Consider the following 15,987-nt stretch of genomic DNA (forward strand, 5'->3'; position numbering starts at 1 on the left):
ATAGGCGATGCGTTGAGGCCAATTAACCGTTAGAAAATACTTTTCCGGTGGGCATTTGCCCACCGGCTTGATTGATAGTTTATTTGCTCATTAGAGGAAAAAACTCTTTGGTTTCTGGGGAGTAAGTCCAGGCAACTCCAGCGGGATCCTTTTTCCGAGTCCAGGAGATAAAATCTGGTTTGGTTTTGTTTTTGCTGATGGTGGTACTATGCACTCCTAACCTTTCCGCGAGTTGGGATTGGTTCACGGGTGAAAGTCTGGAGGCGGAACTTTGGGCAGGGAGTTGTTTGGGGGTGTTTTGAAGGGGTTCGCGGAACGATCCGCTTTCACGAAATCCCCACGATTCATTATTCCCAGAATGATTGTTTTCCGCTTGGGACTGAGACTGGGACATAGTAATCGAAGTAAAACAATAGAGAATTCCCCCAGCGTCGGTGATATCAAATTCTGCCCCAAATTCTTTCGCCCTTTGTTGCAAAAATTCTTGGGCTTCCACTCCCGTAATATTCGCCGCGATCGCCAAATCTAAGGTAGTAATTTTACCCTGATGTTTTTGTAAGGTTTGATAGAAAATTACATTTAACCACTCTTGGCGTTCCTGCTGTTTTTGTTCATAATATTTCCACAGTCCTCCCAGGGCGGATAAAACCCCAAATACAATTAACCAGCGCCATGCATAGACGATTAAGCCTAGACACAAAGCTATGGGGAAAAGGAGCACCAGACTGGATGGGCGCTCGCTTTTGGCTTTAGTCTTAGCGAGCGCGCTTGTTTGAGTTTTCAACTGCTGTTTCGTCATCTGACTCATTAGAATAAATTGACCGTTTTTCTGTTTAGTTTAGGATACTTTTAATCCTAATCAAAGGCGGATTAAAAAAACCACAAAGACACAAAGAACACAAAGGATATAAAGATAACCATTCAATTAATGGCTAACTAGGTTTATTTTGCTCTTTTGGGTCATTGTGTCAAAAAACTAGGCTCATTGTTATAGCAATTTTCATAGTTATGAATTACAAAAAAAACTGTCATTCCCGCCGATGGCGGCCTTCGCGGGGGTAAAGGCGGGAATCCGCCGTGAGAATGGCCTAATTAAATTTTCATGGTTATTTTCAGGGCATATTAAAACCACAAAGACACAAAGACCACAAAGAAGAGATAACTTTGTGTTCTTCGTGTCTTTGTGGTGAGTTTCCCGAATTAATTACCGAGATTTGATATCCGCGATCGCACTTTGGGCCATAGCCGCGATCGCCTGATCCGTCGCTTTGGGTAAATGATAATAAGTACCGCCCGCATTTTTCGCCATTTCTTTGGCAAATCCGGTGGAAACAAACTTATTCTCCGTATCAATTACTAAAAGCTGGATGCCTAACATTCTAATTTTGCCGCAAACTTCCAGCAATTCTTCCTTAATATTGGGCTTTTCCCCATCAATATCCGGTTCACCCAGGGAACGGGATAAGGGAATATTCCCCCGACCGTCGGTGATAGCCACAACTACCACCTGACCAATATCCCCGGACTGCATGGCATTGAGTCCCACCCGTACCGCTGTAGTCAGCCCGTGGGCTAGGGGGGAACCGCCGCCACAGGGCAAGCGTTCTAACCGTCGCCGCGCCGTAGTAATGGAACGAGTGGGGGGCAATAAGACCTCCGCTTGTTCCCCTCGGAAGGGAATCACGCACACTTGGTCGCGGTTTTGATAGGCTTCGGTGAGTAACCGCATCACCGCACCTTTGGCGGACTGCATCCGGTTAAGGGCCATTGAACCCGACGCATCAACCACAAACACCACCAGGGCACCGGCTTTTCGGGCTAAACGCTTCGATCGCAAATCTCCCCGTTCCACAATTACCTTGCGGTTGGGTTGCCGTTCTCGGCGGGCTTTCTGATAAGGCGCCGCCGCCCGTAAAGTCGCATCGACCGCCACCCGCATTACCTTGCCTTTGGGTAACATGGGCTTCACATACCGTCCGCGATCGTCGGAAAAAATTACCGTCCGGCTGCCAGACTTCCCTTGCCGTTGGGCGCGTTGGGCAAAATAGAGGATTTCCGGATCCATAATCACCCCTTCCGGGTCGAAAATAAACTCCTCTGGGATGGTGGCTTCTTCTTCCTCTTGTTGTTCCGGGGGTTCGTCTTCCGGTTCTTCCTGGTCTTGGTCGGAGTTGTCCTCTGGGGGCGGTGGCGGCGGTGGGGGTGGCGGTGGCGGCTGTTGTTCTTCGGGCGGCGTCTGAATCACTGTGGCGCGAGGCACAATTACCAGTTGCACCGCATTGCGTAAATCATCGGCGTTCACCGTGGTGCGACCTTCCAGGGCGGCGGAAGCTTTGGCCACTCGGACGGCAAAAAGTTCGGCGCGATGGCCTTGAACCCCGCCCCGTAGGGCTTCTTGTACCAGGTAGCTAATCTGGTCTTTGGTAATTTCTACATCTTTCAGCCATTCCCGCGCCAAAATAATCTGGGTTTTCAGACTTTCGATATCTTCCGCATATTGTTCGAGAAAGTCTTGGGGGGAGGAACTGTAAGACAAGGCTTGGTCTACGGCTTGGACTCGTTGATCGATGCCCAAAACCCCGTCCGCAGAGAGGCTAATGGCAATGCGATCGAGCAAATGTTCTCTTAACGGCCCTTCCTCCGGGTTGTAGGTGGCAATAAAAATCGGTCGGCAGGGATGCTGGAAACTAATCCCCTCCCGTTCAATTTGGTTGCGACCTTCGGTGAGTACCGTTAGGAGTAAGTTGCTGATGTTGTCATCCAGCAGGTTAATTTCATCTACATAAAGGACGCCTCGGTGGGCTTGGGCAAGTAAACCGGGCTGAAATACGCTGTCACCGAGTTTTACGGACTGTTCTACGTCTACGGAACCAATTAGCCGGTCTTCGGTGGTGCCTAGGGGAATTTGTACGAAAGGGCTGGGAATGACTGCGGTGGGGACTTCGCCGATAGTCTGACCATTTTGGCCATTTAGTCCCAATTCCATTAAGAGGCGATCGTCCCACTCTTGGGGGCGTTCGGGGTCGCAGTTGCTAATAGAACCTTTGACCACTTCTATGGGGGGCAGGAGGGCATGGAGAGCACGGGCCATCACGGATTTGGCGGTTCCCCGCCGCCCAGCGATCGCCACCCCTCCCAAACCCGGATCCACCGCTGCCAATAATAGCGCTAGTTTGATGGCTTCCTGACCGACAACGGCTGCCAGGGGAAACGTGGTGATTGTAGTGCTAGGTGCGTTCGCGGTAGCGTTGCGGGGCAATATCGCAGACATGGTTAGTAGTTATGTTGAATCAACATTCAGCATACCAGACCAGTTATCACCAGAAACCGGGTTTCTTTGTTCCAAAGGCGATCGCTGCCAAACCGGGCGCTAACAATATATTAGTAATTCTTATATAGGTACTATGGGGGGTTCAGTACCTATATAATCGGCATAGTACCTATTTCTTTTGCCAACGAGCATTAGGCCCACGCCCCAGAGATACCAATCGATCTGCATCCTTTTCCAGGCGAAGAATTCGCCGAATCAGGTCAATGCCCACGGTAGGACATTTGTCCTGGATATCGCGAATCGAGAAGTCTCCAGACAGATGGTTAATCACTTCTAACACCATTGCCGTTTTTGCGCCTTTGGATGAAGCCACCAATCCGACACGCTGTTCAAACTCCCGATAAGCCGACAACAAGACTACTCCGAGAAAATATGAGTACCAAGGTAATAAACTATGCTGTTTTTGGTGCCAATTTTGTGAGGACTGGTAGAGAGTATCGTAGTAACTTTCTTTGGTGTTTTCTACAATTTTTTCCAAACTGATAAACCGACCCACTTCATAACCTGCTTGATAAAGTAATAGCAGCGTTATTAACCTCGCCATCCGCCCATTTCCATCTAAAAAAGGATGAATGCATAAAAAATCCAAAACATAGCTAGGAATTAGTAACAAAGGTTCGACTTGACCCGATTCCCAGAGATAATTAAACCGCTGATGCAAATGAGCCATAGCATCGGGAGTAGCCGACGCACTTACGGGTTTAAACCGAATAAATTGGGTGCCGTCAGGCCGAGTTTCAGTAATTTCATTATCAAGGGTTTTCCAGCGTCCCCCTTGTCCTACAGAAAATTGATACAGATCCCGGTGCAGTTGTAGCACAATATTCGGAGTGAACGGAATGTGCATTGAACTGTTATGAATTGTATTTAATACATCCCGATATCCGGCAATTTATTGTTCGGAGCGATCGCGGGGAATAGTCTTTTATGCCACCAGTTTTCTAATTCGTTCTAATGACGCAGTAATCCCCTCAATTCGGTTTGATGATTCGGTACTCTGGACGATTGCCAATTGACGGAGAGTTGCTAAGGATTGCGGGGATTGTTGTTTGAATAACTCTTGCTTACCTTTATATTCACCAAGTAAACGAATGGTTTGCAGCAACGTTTGTGTGATTGGCTGCCGCTCAATAAAATTTGCGTCAAATGAGTTCATTTTTACTCTACCTTGTCACCAATTTAAGTGACGATCGCTATTTAGATTAATATCAACATTCAGCATACCAGACCCGTCCTCACCAGAAACCCGGTTTCTTGAAGAAACCGGGTTTCTTAATCTCGCGAGGGGGGTGGCTTTCGGTGCTGGGGTGCCTTGGGGATGAGAAAAAGAGCGATCGCGCCTAGCAAAAGTCCTATATTTTGTTACAATATTGTCAGTATGTGACTGGAATGTGACTGGACATTTTATGCTGTGGAAACATATCGAAAATTTATCATATAATTGGCAAAAATTAGCTATTATTGACCTGCCACCTTTAGTCAATTAGTCAATATTTTAGATTGCCAACGGAGTCAAATACGATGATTACAGAAATAGAGTTAAAAGATTTCAAAAGTTATAAATCGGCGACATTGCACTTAGGGCGACTCACCGTATTAATTGGAGCCAATGCCTCCGGTAAAAGTAATGTCATTGAAGCCTTGAGTATTTTATCTCGAATCGCCACTGGGGAAAGACTTGTATTGCTCAGAAATCCGCAAAAAAAAGGAGATAATTTCTTTCGAGGTAATGTCGAACATTTGGGATACCGAGGAAAGCAGAATTTTCAACTAGCTTGCTTGACAAATCATCCAGATTGGGAACGTTTTGAGATTCAACTCGTACTCAGTTCATCCAACCATTTGCAGGTCACACAAGAACGGATTACCAGTTCAACTTCTAAAGTTCCGTTGTATGAAATCACCAGTGAACCGCAAGGGGCAGGAAGTGATATTTTTGTGAGTTATAATAATTTTGCTAGAGGCGGCAAAAAAACGAGCCGGGTTTGTAGTAGTCACATGGCAGTTTTTACCCAAATTTTAAGTGAAATTAGATTTAGACCAGAAAATACCAAAAGTCGAGAAATTATCCCCAAAGTTTGCGATAAATATGTGCGGTGGTTAAGTGGAATTGTGTTCTTAGAGCCAGAACCCAGCTTGATGAGAGAGTATGGTTACAAAACTGATTTTATTTTGCGAGAGAAAGGGCAAAACTTATCGGGAGTTATTTATAATTTATGCCAATCCAAGACCTCTAAGCAGGCGGTTTTAGACTTTGTTTGTAGTCTCCCAGAACAGAATATTGAGGATATTAGTTTCCTAGAAACACCTCGTGGTGAGGTGATGTTACAACTCACTGAAACTTTTGGCGGGTTAGCGACTCCTTATGATGCCGCACGATTGTCTGATGGAACTCTTCGAGTTTTATCCATTGCAGCGGTATTACTTTCTGCACCCCAAGAAAGTTTAGTAGTTATTGAAGAAATCGATAATGGTGTCCACCCCAGTCGTGCGAGTGCTTTACTGTCTCGGATGGCTGAAATTGCTCGAAAACGTAACCTCCGTATTCTGATTAGTAGTCATAATCCTGCTTTATTAGATGCGCTTCCTGATGAGGCAATTCCTGAGACTGAATTTTGTTATCGCAGCCCTGATGATGGGTCAAGTCAGTTAATTCGTTTGCAAGATATTCCCGATTACCCGGAACTAATTGCTCAGGGTTCAGTGGGTCATTTAATGACTCGTGGACTGTTAGAACGTTTTGTCAAACAGCATCCAGGATCGGAGATCAAAAAACAACAGGCCCTAGACTGGTTGACTTCGCTTAATTCGATGGTGGGGGCTCAGTAATGGCGGATGTTTCGATTGTCGATACTTCGGTTTTCTGTAATGTTCTGAATATTCCTAAATTGAATGATGAGCGAGGAGTAGTCATGGAACAACTTAGGGATTTTTTGGAAAAAGGAACCCATTTGCTGTTACCAATGGCTGTTGTTTATGAAACCGGAAATCATATTGCTCATATCAGTGATGGTCGTTCTCGCCGACAATGTGCTGAATCTTTTGTCAAGCAAGTTAAAATGGCGATCGCTGGGGAAACCCCTTGGACGGTGATGCAGGTTCCCACATTGGATGAAGTAAAAGGTTGACTGATTTCCCAAATTCAGCAACCCAAGGGAAGGGTATGGCAGATTTATCAATTATTCAGGAATGGGAAAAATCGAGGCGCTTGTTTCCCAATCGGCGGGTGTTTATCTGGTATTTAGATATTCACCTTCAGGGGTATGATTCCCATCCATAAAAGGTTTAAGAGTAAGGCAGTAATAAGAGCGAGGTTGCTAAGATGCATTGGGGATGAGAAAAAGAGCGATCGCGTTTCATATAGTCCTAATGAAGGCTGAGAAGCAATCAGAAACCGGGTTTATTTGGCGAAGAAATTACTAAAAACCCGGTTTCGCCGAATAACCCGGTTTCTGTCGTTAACAAGCCAAAAATATGAGAAAATTAAGTCTGTGCTCAAGAAACCGGGTTTCTCCAAGAAACCGGGTTTCTGAGAAAGTTTCAACCAAGGTTTCGATCTATGTCCTCCACCTCAGAAAGCCTGCAAATTTTTGTCCAGTTTTGTCAGCAACATATTAAAGGGGATGAAAAAGGAGAGACCCAGACATTTTTAGATCGCTTTTTTCGGGCATTTGGTCACGAAGGAGTATTAGAAGCTGGGGCAACTTTTGAAGAAAGGATTCAAAAAGGCAGTAAAAAAGGAAAAACCGGATTTGCGGATCTGGTGTGGAAACCTCGCGTATTAATTGAAATGAAAAAGCGCGGAACGGATCTCAGTAAGCATTATTCTCAAGCTTTTGACTATTGGCAACGGGCTGTCCCCAACCGTCCCCGCTATGTGTTGCTATGCAATTTTGACCAGTTTTGGATTTACGATTTTGATACCCAAATTGATACCCCGATCGCTACAATTTTACTGAAACATTTGCCCGATCAAGTTAGTGCGTTTGGGTTTATGGAAAAGCGGCAGCAAAACCCTATTTTCCAGAATAATCAAGTGGAAGTCACTGAGAAAGCAGCGCGGCGCATGGGTGAACTTTTGCTATCCCTAAAAAAACGCAAGATTGATGATTTGGTGGCGCAACGGTTTGTGTTGCAATGTGTTCTGGCAATGTTTGCCGAAGACCGGGGACTTTTGCCCGATAGTTTATTTATTCGCTGTGTCCAAGATTGTTTAAATGGGGAAAGTTCTTATGATGTAATTGGGCGGGGTTTGTTTCAAGAAATGAATCGTCACGGTCAGACCCAATCCGGACGATTTAAAGTGGTGGAATATTTTAATGGGGGATTGTTTGCTACGGTCGATCCGTTGGAACTGAATAAAGAAGAGTTGAAAATTCTGGAAACTTCGGCATTACTAGACTGGAGTCAGATTCGCCCCGCAATTTTTGGCAATATTTTTGAGGCAGCGATCGCATCTAAGGAACGGCATAGTTATGGCATACACTACACCTCAGAAGCGGATATTATGAAAATCGTTCGCCCGACCATTTCTCGGTATTGGGAAGAACGAATTGAGGCGGCAAATACCATTGCTGAACTAAATTCGCTAACCCTAGAATTACAAAATTATCGAGTTTTAGATCCCGCTTGTGGTTCCGGTAATTTTCTTTATATCGCCTATCAAGAGTTAAAGCAAATTGAACAAAAACTGCTGGATAAAATAGCCGAACGGCGGCGATCGCCTCGGGAACAAATGCAGATCGGATTTGTCACACCGTTACAATTTTATGGAATTGATAGTAATCCTTTTGCGGTGGAATTAGCGCGAGTAACATTAATGATTGCCCGCAAAGTAGCGATCGACCGCTTAGGGTTAAAAGACCCGGCGTTACCGTTGGATATATTAGATCAAAATATTGTCTGTAAAGATGCATTATTCACCGAATGGCCAGAAGCCGATGCGATTATTGGCAATCCGCCATTTTTGGGAGGCAAGCATATCCGATTAAACCTCGGCGATGATTACGTCGATCGCATTTTTCAGCAATATCCAGAAGTAAAAGATTCCGTAGATTTTTGTACTTATTGGTTTAGAAAAGCCCACGATCACATTCAACAAAAAGGTCGGGCTGGTTTAGTCGGCACAAATTCCATTAGCCAAGGGAAAAGTAGAATCGCCAGTTTAGATTATATTACCCAAAATGGCGGATATATTCACGAAGCCATCTCCACTCAGCCTTGGTCTGGGGAAGCAAAAGTTCATGTGAGTATTGTCAATTGGATTTATCAGGAACCGACGGCTTATTATTTAGATAATAAACCCGTGAAACAGATTAATTCTGCATTAACTTCTTTAACAGATGTTTCTAAGGCAGTGAGACTATTGGCAAATCAGAATAAGTGTTTTCAGGGAGTGATTCCGGTAGGCAAAGATTTTATTATCACCGCAGAACAGGTAGAAAAATGGATTGAGGCTGACCCGAAAAATCAGGAAGTTTTAAAGTTATTTTCAATGGGGGCAAATTTAGCCCAATATCCTCACGGATTACCAGATCGTTGGATTATAGATTTTAATGAGATGAGTCTTGAGGATGCTAGTGATTATACTTTACCCTTTGCATGGGTAAAAACTTATGTTAAGCCAGAACGAGATAAAAATCGGCGAAAAGTTACTCAATTAAACTGGTGGAAATATGGAGAAGAACGACCCTCAATGAGAAAAGCGATCGCCCCTCTTTCTCATTATTTCACCGTTCCCAGAGTTTCCAAATGGGCAATATTTATTCCTGCCCCGATCGACTGGCTACCGGGTGATTTAAATATTGTTTGTGCCTCCGATGACTTTTATATACTAGGGATTCTCACATCTCAAGTTCACAGACTTTGGGTAAAAGCGCAAAGTTCTACTTTAGGAGAAACAACTCGCTACACCCATAATACTTGCTTTGAAACCTTTCCCTTTCCGCAAACACCATCCCCTAAACTTAAACTGGTAGAAAAAATCCGCGCTGCTGCCGTCAGCCTCCATGAATATCGCCGTCAAATTATGGAGCAAAAACAATGGGGGATTACCAAACTTTACAACACCTATTTTAATGAACCCGCCAGTCAACTTTATAAACTGCACCAAAACCTGGATAACTTAGTCATGGAAGCATACCGCTTTACTGCCGAGGATAATATTTTAGAGAAATTATTAAACCTGAATCAAGAACTAGCTGAAAAAGAAAAGCAAGGTGAAGCGGTGGTTGGCCTAATGGCTCCGTTTTGATCCCACAAAATCCCCTAAAAAAGCTAATTTTGTCGTGAGTTTTTTTGTGGTAAAAATCATTATTTTATATCTTAACTTTAATTTTTTTGCCATGCTTTTTGTTCGCAAAAATTGCGAGTAAATTAAATTCGTAATTGTAGCAATTTTTTTAAATTAGTATTTAAAAATTGGGATGGTTTGATGCAAAATAATAACTACATAATGGTAAAGTTAATATAACATTTTCATATCGAGTCCGTAGGATATAAAAATAACCGAGATATCATTGAAAAAATCAATTGAAAAGAAAAGAAAAAGTCGGAAAAATTTAATCAGAAAAATTCAGTCAGAGGCGGACAGAGGCGGATTTATTTTGTGGTCACTTGATGCAATATTGATTCAATAGCGATTCCCTAGGCATCAGCCCCTCGTCCTCTGGGAAATTGTCAAGAAACCTTAACGAAAAGGTGGCTAAAATTTTGGCAGGATAAGCGATCTCCCACCGGGGGGTAGATCCACAGGCAATTGAAAGTATGTTCAACTCTCGGTCTTCAGTGGTGGGCGATCGCGGAGAAGCGAACCGGAACCAGAAAGCGATCGGCTATCCGGCCAAAATTTAGCTCATATTAGCCCATACTAGCCCATAGACGATATAATGATAAGTTGACCGAAGTACAAAAACGCCTTATGTTATGCTTAAAGAAATATTCAACACACATATTGAAAGTTCACGAGTTTTACTCACTCCCCAACAAATTAAAGAAAAGTTACCGTTAACTCTGGCGGCGGAAAAAACAGTCTTAGCCTATCGTTCGGAACTGAAAAAAATTATTTCCGGCCAAGATTACCGCAAATTTATTGTAGTTGGCCCTTGTTCTATTCACGATATTGATGCGGCAGAAACCTACGCGCAAAAACTCAAAGTATTAGCCGATCGCGTCCGGGATAAAATGCTGCTAATTATGCGGGTTTACTTTGAAAAACCTCGGACAACCGTGGGCTGGAAAGGATTAATTAATGACCCAGATATGGACGATTCTTTCCATATTGATAAAGGCTTGATTCTGGCGCGGACATTGTTGCTAAAAATTGCTGAGTTAGGATTACCCGCTGGCACGGAAGCCCTGGATCCGATTGTGCCACAATATATTGGTGAACTGATTTCTTGGGCGGCCATTGGCGCTCGCACCATTGAATCACAAACTCACCGGGAAATGACTAGCGGACTTTCTATGCCGGTAGGCTTAAAAAATAGCACCGATGGCAGCATTGAAGTGGCGATTAATGCGATGCAATCTGCTAAAGAACCCCACAGTTTTTTAGGGATTAATCAACAAGGACAAGTTAGCTTGTTTAAAACTAAGGGTAATCCTTACTGTCATATTATTTTACGGGGCGGCGGTGGCAAGCCTAATTATGATGCGGCTTGGGTCAAGTTTGCGGAAGAACGCTTAAAAGCGGCGGATTTACCGCAAAGAATTGTGATTGATTGTAGCCACGGCAATTCTAATAAAGACCACCGGAAACAAACAGCCGTGTTTGAGAATGCGATCGAGCAAATTTTAGATGGCCATGATTCAATTGTGGGCATGATGTTAGAATCAAATTTGTTTGAAGGCAATCAAAGTATTCCCAAGGATTTGAAGGATTTAAAATATGGGGTGTCGGTGACGGATAAATGTATTGGCTGGGAGGAAACGGAAAAACTGATTATGGCCGCCTATGACAAACTAAAGTAATAAATTCAATCATATTTAAGATTTTATGGGTGAGGGATTTAATAGCAATCGGCCAGAAACACCAGAAACTCAGGAACAGCCGAGTTCAACTGCTTGGTCATCCAGCCAATCCGATGCTGGTAAAACTTTAGGAGTTTTGTTTAACGGAACAAAGCGCAGAAGTTTAATCCCCACCTGGCTGATTGTATTGGTGGTCTTGGGTGCGATCGCCACTGGCGCTTTTTCTCTTTATATTCTGATCAATTCCCGATCAACTCTGGGAGAAAAGTTCTTTTCCACCCCAGAAACTTTACCTCCTTTAATCTCTGACAAATCCGTTTCTGGTTTGGGGCGAATTGAACCCAAGGGAGAAACGATCAAATTGTCAGCGCGAGGGGGTCAAGGAATGGGTCAACCTTCCGATAAGTTACAAGAATTATTTGTGGAAGTGGGCGATCGCGTCCGAGAAGGGCAAGTAATCGCTATTTTGGATAGTCGCGATCGCCTTTTACAAGCTTTGGAAGTAGCCAAACAGCAAGTAAAAATTGCCCAAGCAAATTTAGACAAAGTAAAAGCGGGGACAAGAACTGGTGACATTGATGCCCAACAAGCAGAAATTGCCCGACTGAAAGCTCAAATTCCCAGGGAGTTGGAAGCGCAACAAGCGGCGATCGCTCGTCTCCAAGCCCAACGACGAGGAGATGATCTGACCCAGGAAGCGGCGATCGCTCGCTTAGAAGCCCAACTCAAAGGCGATATCGCCGCCCAAGAAGCGACAATTCAACGTTTAGAAGCGGAACTAGAGGGAAATGTTCAGGCCCAACAAGCGACCCTAGACCGCTTAAATGCTGAATTAGAAAATGCTCAAACCGAATATTGGCGTCACGAACAACTGTATCGAGAAGGGGCTATTAGTCAGTCATTATTTGATACGAAACGACTAGCAGTCCAAACGGGTGAGGAAAGACTAAAAGAAGCTGATGCCGTACTCCAGGAAATGCTCACCACAGGTCGGGAAAAAATTAATGAAGCACAAGTTACCTTAACCCGGATTATGCAAACGGGTAATAAACAAATCGAAGAAGCTAAAGCAAATTTAGAACGAATTAAAACCACGTCTAACGCCGAAATCGCTCAAGCCCAAACCAACTTTAAACGAATTTTAGAAACCGGCAATGAGCAAGTTAATCAGGCTAGTTCGATTTTGAATAGTTTAATGGAAGTTCGCCCCGTGGATGTCACCGTGGCGCAAGCGGAAGTGGATCGAGCGATCGCCGCTGTTTCCCAAGCGCAAGTAGACCTGGATCAAACCTATATTAAATCCCCGATTAATGGCCGGGTTTTGGATATTTTTACTCGTCCCGGTGAGTTAATTAGTAATGATGGGATTGTTGAGATTGGGGAAACCGATCAAATGTATGTGGTGGCGGAAATTTATGAGACAGATATTTCCCAAGTACGTCTGGGTCAACGGGGGACAATTACCAGTGGTGCGATCGCCTCTGAATTGGAGGGAACTGTAGCTGAAATTGGCTGGAAAATTGGCAAACGAGATATTTTAGATACAGACCCCACCGCTGATGTGGATGTGCGCGTGGTCGAGGTAAAAATTCGCTTAGATCCAGAAGATAGCGAAAAGGTTTCTGGGTTAACCAATTCACAGGTTGAAGTGAAAATTGATATTTAAATGGGATATTTAAATTGCTACGCCAGAGCCAGAAACCGGGTTTGGGCGATAATTTTTGCCCCGTTTTCTATCCGAATTTTGTAGGGGCGTTGCATGACCGCAATAAATTCCGGGTTTCTCGCAATAATTCATATGCCGGAATGCAACGCCGCCCTTGATTTCCGAAAATATCCCGTGACTATCTGCCTTTACGGAAAAATTTACGGAAAAATTTGCGGATATTTTTCTGGGTCGATCGCATTGCCATCACAGGCAAATTTCGCTTGATATTTTACCAGTTGAAATTCACCGTCTTTTAGTTGATAGTTGGCCAAAGATCCACAGTCACCCACTCCTCTAAATTTGGTAAAAATAGTCAGCGATCGCGTTTCTGGATTATAGGTCGGCATTCCCCCTACAGTTCTCACATTCTCTTGAGTCGGTTTTCCCGATGGGTTTTCGTTAAATACAGTCAGAGTCATTGGCTTAAATTCACCCCCCGATGCTTTTTTCTGATAGGTCAAAAATTCAAAACTAGCTTGATAAGCGGCTAAACTACATTGTAAATGCACTAAATAAGTTTCTGCGTCTAAAGCAAAGACTTGTGATTCGGTTTGGGAATAGTTTTGATCCAAGAAACCATCGCAGAGATTTAATGCCTTTTGCTGACTATAAAGTTCCGTTAAAATTTGCTGGCGAATTTCCGGGGACACTGCTGCGGATTCCCCGGAAGTTGCTCCGGAAGTTGCCGATCGCTGATTGGCCATATCTGCCGGGGGAGTTGTGGGAACGGGTAATGGGTTACTGACCGGATTTTCTGCGGCTGGAGGGGGCGAAGTTGATGCATCCGTGCGATCGCTTTCCCCGGAATTTGAACAGGCAAATAAGCCAAGCATTAAGGGAAAAACAAGCCAAAAAGTTGCGCGGTTTTTCATAGATCAAAATTCTCCTTCTAGGGTTTTATTTGAAATAAACTTATGGACGGCAGATTTGAATGACTATTGATTATATCAGGTTTTACCCTAGGGTTTAATCAACTGCAATATATTTTTTTGATAGGTTCTAATTAAGCGCGATCGCTTAGTGGTGGGAGAAATCATTTTACCCAAACAAACGGCGATAATGATTGCCGAAAATAACATCGACCACCAGCCCCAGAGGAAGACCATACCCAGTGTTATTCCCAGACCAATAGTTAACAAAGAAAAAATCACAGACCAGGGAGGAGTAAAGTCGTCTAGGAGCAAATCACACACCACTATCCCCGCAAACGCGCTCACCAACATTCCCAGAATTAACCAGAGTGGAATTCCGATATCTACTGGAATGTAATATGTGTCATGTTTTATGTCAGAGAAAAACACAGTAAGTGCCGCCATTGTACCGGCGATCGCCCCAGCTAATACCTTGGCGATTTTCGGGGCTGGAGTTTGGTTAAACCGCCAACTAACTATTTCTGTAATTGCCCCGGAATTAGCACCCAAATAACCTGCCAATACCATCATTACCATACCTTGATTAAGGTTATTCAAAGCAAGATTACCTGTCACCAAGGCGATCGCGGCGGCCATTACTAATCCGGTCAATGCACCAATTTTTCTCCCCTGTCTTTCTTGACTTAATCTTTGTTCCAGGGTCAGCCATACCATCATAATTAATACCAATAAAAAGCCAGAAGTACGAAAAATTCCATAAAATATCATAGCCCCGAACAGATCCAAGAAACTTCGCCCACAGAAAAGAAAACTCAAGCCAAATAATGTGGCGATATGGCCGTAGGGTAGCTGACTTTGTTTGGGCAATGACGCCGTATTCACTCTCAGGGGAATTCGGTATGGTTCATTACTAGCATTAGTGATTAATAAAATTTCTCGTTCATAAGTTGAATCTGCTTGTAATTTTTTCGTAGATATGGTAAGATTACACTCAACTTGATTCTGTTTAAAATGACGAGGACTGATGTGAATCCAAGCATGACCGGGGGGCTTTACTTTTGGGTCGTTAGGATGGGGCGCGATTTGTAATCGACCCGTGAGCATCGTCCCCCGAATCGGATTCTGAATCACGATCTGAGAGTTCAATTGCTCTGAAAATTCACGAGCGGTGACTTCAACAATTTGAACACTACAATTAACTTTTGGCGTTGGCCGCACTTCTAGGGGCTTCAGGGCTTCTAAGGCAGTATTAGCATCAGGAAAACGCTCTTTCGGTTTCGGCTCCACCATTTTTTCTAGCCAGTTAATTAAATCTGGATTAATCCGCCGAATTTTAGATTTAATTTTAGATTTAAAATTAATCCGATAGTAAGCATCAATTAAATTGCCAATATCCACAGATTTGGTCTTAGTTAACAAACAAATCAGGGTTGCCCCGACTCCATAAAGGTCTGACCCCAGGGTCAATTCTTGGTTAAATAACTGTTCCGGTGGCATAAAGCCCAAGGTGCCCTTAACCATGCTACTCATGGCCACTTCTCCCTGACCAATATGGGCAAACCCAAAATCGACTAAATAAACATTTAGTTCCCCATCTACTAGGATATTTTCTGGCTTGATATCCCGATGAAATACCGGAGGTATTCTATTTTGCAAATAGGCTAATATTTCTAAGATCGCGATCGCAATTTTTTTAATATCTTTGGCTACCCAAGCATTCTCAAGCGATAAAGGTTGGGCATTCTTATATTCTTGCACTAAACAAAAACCTTGGGCGGTTTCAAAAGAGTCTAAATACCGAGGAATACCCGGATGATTTAATCCCTGCAATACTTCTATTTCTCTTTGGTAAGCGTCATAGTCAGCCCAAGAATTTACAGCATTTTTAGCAAATTGAAATTCTTTGATGACGACTTTTTCTTCAGTATCAGTTGATGCTAAAGTTGATGCTAAATAGGTGACTCGACCACCGGCATGATTATGGCCTAGTTCTTCGATAATGTGGTAGCCTTTTTGGGAAAAATCAGGGAAGTTCATTATGAATAGCTTGTATATTTGGGTTATTCTTTATTTGTTATTTGCAGATTTGCATAATAAATGCATAA

At 43.6% G+C, this 15,987-nt stretch carries 11 protein-coding genes; 5 read left to right on the plus strand and 6 right to left on the minus strand.

Annotated elements, in window-relative coordinates:
• Positions 1-79: 79 nt before the first annotated feature.
• The 4 genes from ABWT76_RS21235 to ABWT76_RS21250 form a co-directional block, all read right to left on the minus strand.
• Positions 80-808: a hypothetical protein gene (locus ABWT76_RS21235; RefSeq protein ID WP_054466814.1), complete on the minus strand. Its 729-nt coding sequence runs from the start codon at positions 806-808 to the stop codon at positions 80-82.
• Between the two features lie 396 nt (positions 809-1,204).
• The gene (gene bchD / locus ABWT76_RS21240; RefSeq protein WP_054466813.1) at positions 1,205-3,271 is read right to left on the minus strand and encodes a magnesium chelatase ATPase subunit D; all 2,067 of its coding nucleotides are present in this window, start codon (positions 3,269-3,271) and stop codon (positions 1,205-1,207) included.
• A 169-nt stretch (positions 3,272-3,440) separates the two neighbouring features.
• Entirely contained in the window at positions 3,441-4,178 is a 738-nt protein-coding gene (locus tag ABWT76_RS21245; RefSeq protein WP_197285307.1) for a Fic family protein, read from the minus strand.
• A 78-nt stretch (positions 4,179-4,256) separates the two neighbouring features.
• The gene (locus ABWT76_RS21250; RefSeq protein WP_197285306.1) at positions 4,257-4,487 is read right to left on the minus strand and encodes a hypothetical protein; all 231 of its coding nucleotides are present in this window, start codon (positions 4,485-4,487) and stop codon (positions 4,257-4,259) included.
• Positions 4,488-4,852: 365 nt separating this feature from the next.
• Between ABWT76_RS21250 and ABWT76_RS21255 the strand changes: the two genes are divergently transcribed.
• From ABWT76_RS21255 to ABWT76_RS21275, 5 genes are all read left to right on the plus strand, one after another.
• Positions 4,853-6,160 carry an AAA family ATPase gene (locus tag ABWT76_RS21255; RefSeq protein WP_190877453.1) on the plus strand — a complete coding sequence of 436 codons (1,308 nt, stop codon included), beginning with the start codon at positions 4,853-4,855 and terminating at the stop codon, positions 6,158-6,160.
• Positions 6,160-6,459, plus strand: a complete 300-nt coding sequence (locus ABWT76_RS21260; protein ID WP_231636802.1) for a hypothetical protein — start codon at positions 6,160-6,162, stop codon at positions 6,457-6,459. Before ABWT76_RS21255 ends, ABWT76_RS21260 begins: the two co-directional genes overlap by 1 nt.
• A gap of 431 nt (positions 6,460-6,890) precedes the next feature.
• Positions 6,891-9,584 (plus strand): DNA methyltransferase, encoded by a 2,694-nt coding sequence (locus ABWT76_RS21265; protein WP_354634915.1) that lies wholly within the window; start codon positions 6,891-6,893, stop codon positions 9,582-9,584.
• A gap of 671 nt (positions 9,585-10,255) precedes the next feature.
• A complete protein-coding gene (locus ABWT76_RS21270) occupies positions 10,256-11,302 on the plus strand; it encodes a 3-deoxy-7-phosphoheptulonate synthase (RefSeq protein WP_190877449.1) in 1,047 nt (348 codons plus the stop codon).
• Between the two features lie 25 nt (positions 11,303-11,327).
• The gene (locus ABWT76_RS21275) at positions 11,328-12,968 is read left to right on the plus strand and encodes an ABC exporter membrane fusion protein (RefSeq protein ID WP_190877447.1); all 1,641 of its coding nucleotides are present in this window, start codon (positions 11,328-11,330) and stop codon (positions 12,966-12,968) included.
• Positions 12,969-13,168: 200 nt separating this feature from the next.
• Here the strand turns inward: ABWT76_RS21275 and ABWT76_RS21280 are convergent, their stop codons facing one another.
• Positions 13,169-13,882 (minus strand): DUF1176 domain-containing protein, encoded by a 714-nt coding sequence (locus tag ABWT76_RS21280; protein WP_054466808.1) that lies wholly within the window; start codon positions 13,880-13,882, stop codon positions 13,169-13,171.
• A gap of 87 nt (positions 13,883-13,969) precedes the next feature.
• Positions 13,970-15,919: a bifunctional serine/threonine protein kinase/MFS transporter gene (locus tag ABWT76_RS21285; protein ID WP_354634916.1), complete on the minus strand. Its 1,950-nt coding sequence runs from the start codon at positions 15,917-15,919 to the stop codon at positions 13,970-13,972.
• Positions 15,920-15,987: the final 68 nt, after the last annotated feature.

Source organism: Planktothricoides raciborskii GIHE-MW2, from assembly GCF_040564635.1.
Lineage (GTDB): Bacteria > Cyanobacteriota > Cyanobacteriia > Cyanobacteriales > Laspinemataceae > Planktothricoides > Planktothricoides raciborskii.

Coding starts and splice junctions, on each gene's coding strand:
- ABWT76_RS21235 (WP_054466814.1), bottom strand. CDS start 808: ATGAGTCAGATGACGAAACAGCAGTTGAAAACTCAAACAAGCGCGCTC.
- ABWT76_RS21250 (WP_197285306.1), bottom strand. CDS start 4,487: ATGAACTCATTTGACGCAAATTTTATTGAGCGGCAGCCAATCACACAA.
- bchD (WP_054466813.1), bottom strand. CDS start 3,271: ATGTCTGCGATATTGCCCCGCAACGCTACCGCGAACGCACCTAGCACT.
- ABWT76_RS21270 (WP_190877449.1), top strand. CDS start 10,256: ATGCTTAAAGAAATATTCAACACACATATTGAAAGTTCACGAGTTTTA.
- ABWT76_RS21275 (WP_190877447.1), top strand. CDS start 11,328: ATGGGTGAGGGATTTAATAGCAATCGGCCAGAAACACCAGAAACTCAG.
- ABWT76_RS21265 (WP_354634915.1), top strand. CDS start 6,891: ATGTCCTCCACCTCAGAAAGCCTGCAAATTTTTGTCCAGTTTTGTCAG.
- ABWT76_RS21245 (WP_197285307.1), bottom strand. CDS start 4,178: ATGCACATTCCGTTCACTCCGAATATTGTGCTACAACTGCACCGGGAT.
- ABWT76_RS21280 (WP_054466808.1), bottom strand. CDS start 13,882: ATGAAAAACCGCGCAACTTTTTGGCTTGTTTTTCCCTTAATGCTTGGC.
- ABWT76_RS21285 (WP_354634916.1), bottom strand. CDS start 15,919: ATGAACTTCCCTGATTTTTCCCAAAAAGGCTACCACATTATCGAAGAA.
- ABWT76_RS21260 (WP_231636802.1), top strand. CDS start 6,160: ATGGCGGATGTTTCGATTGTCGATACTTCGGTTTTCTGTAATGTTCTG.
- ABWT76_RS21255 (WP_190877453.1), top strand. CDS start 4,853: ATGATTACAGAAATAGAGTTAAAAGATTTCAAAAGTTATAAATCGGCG.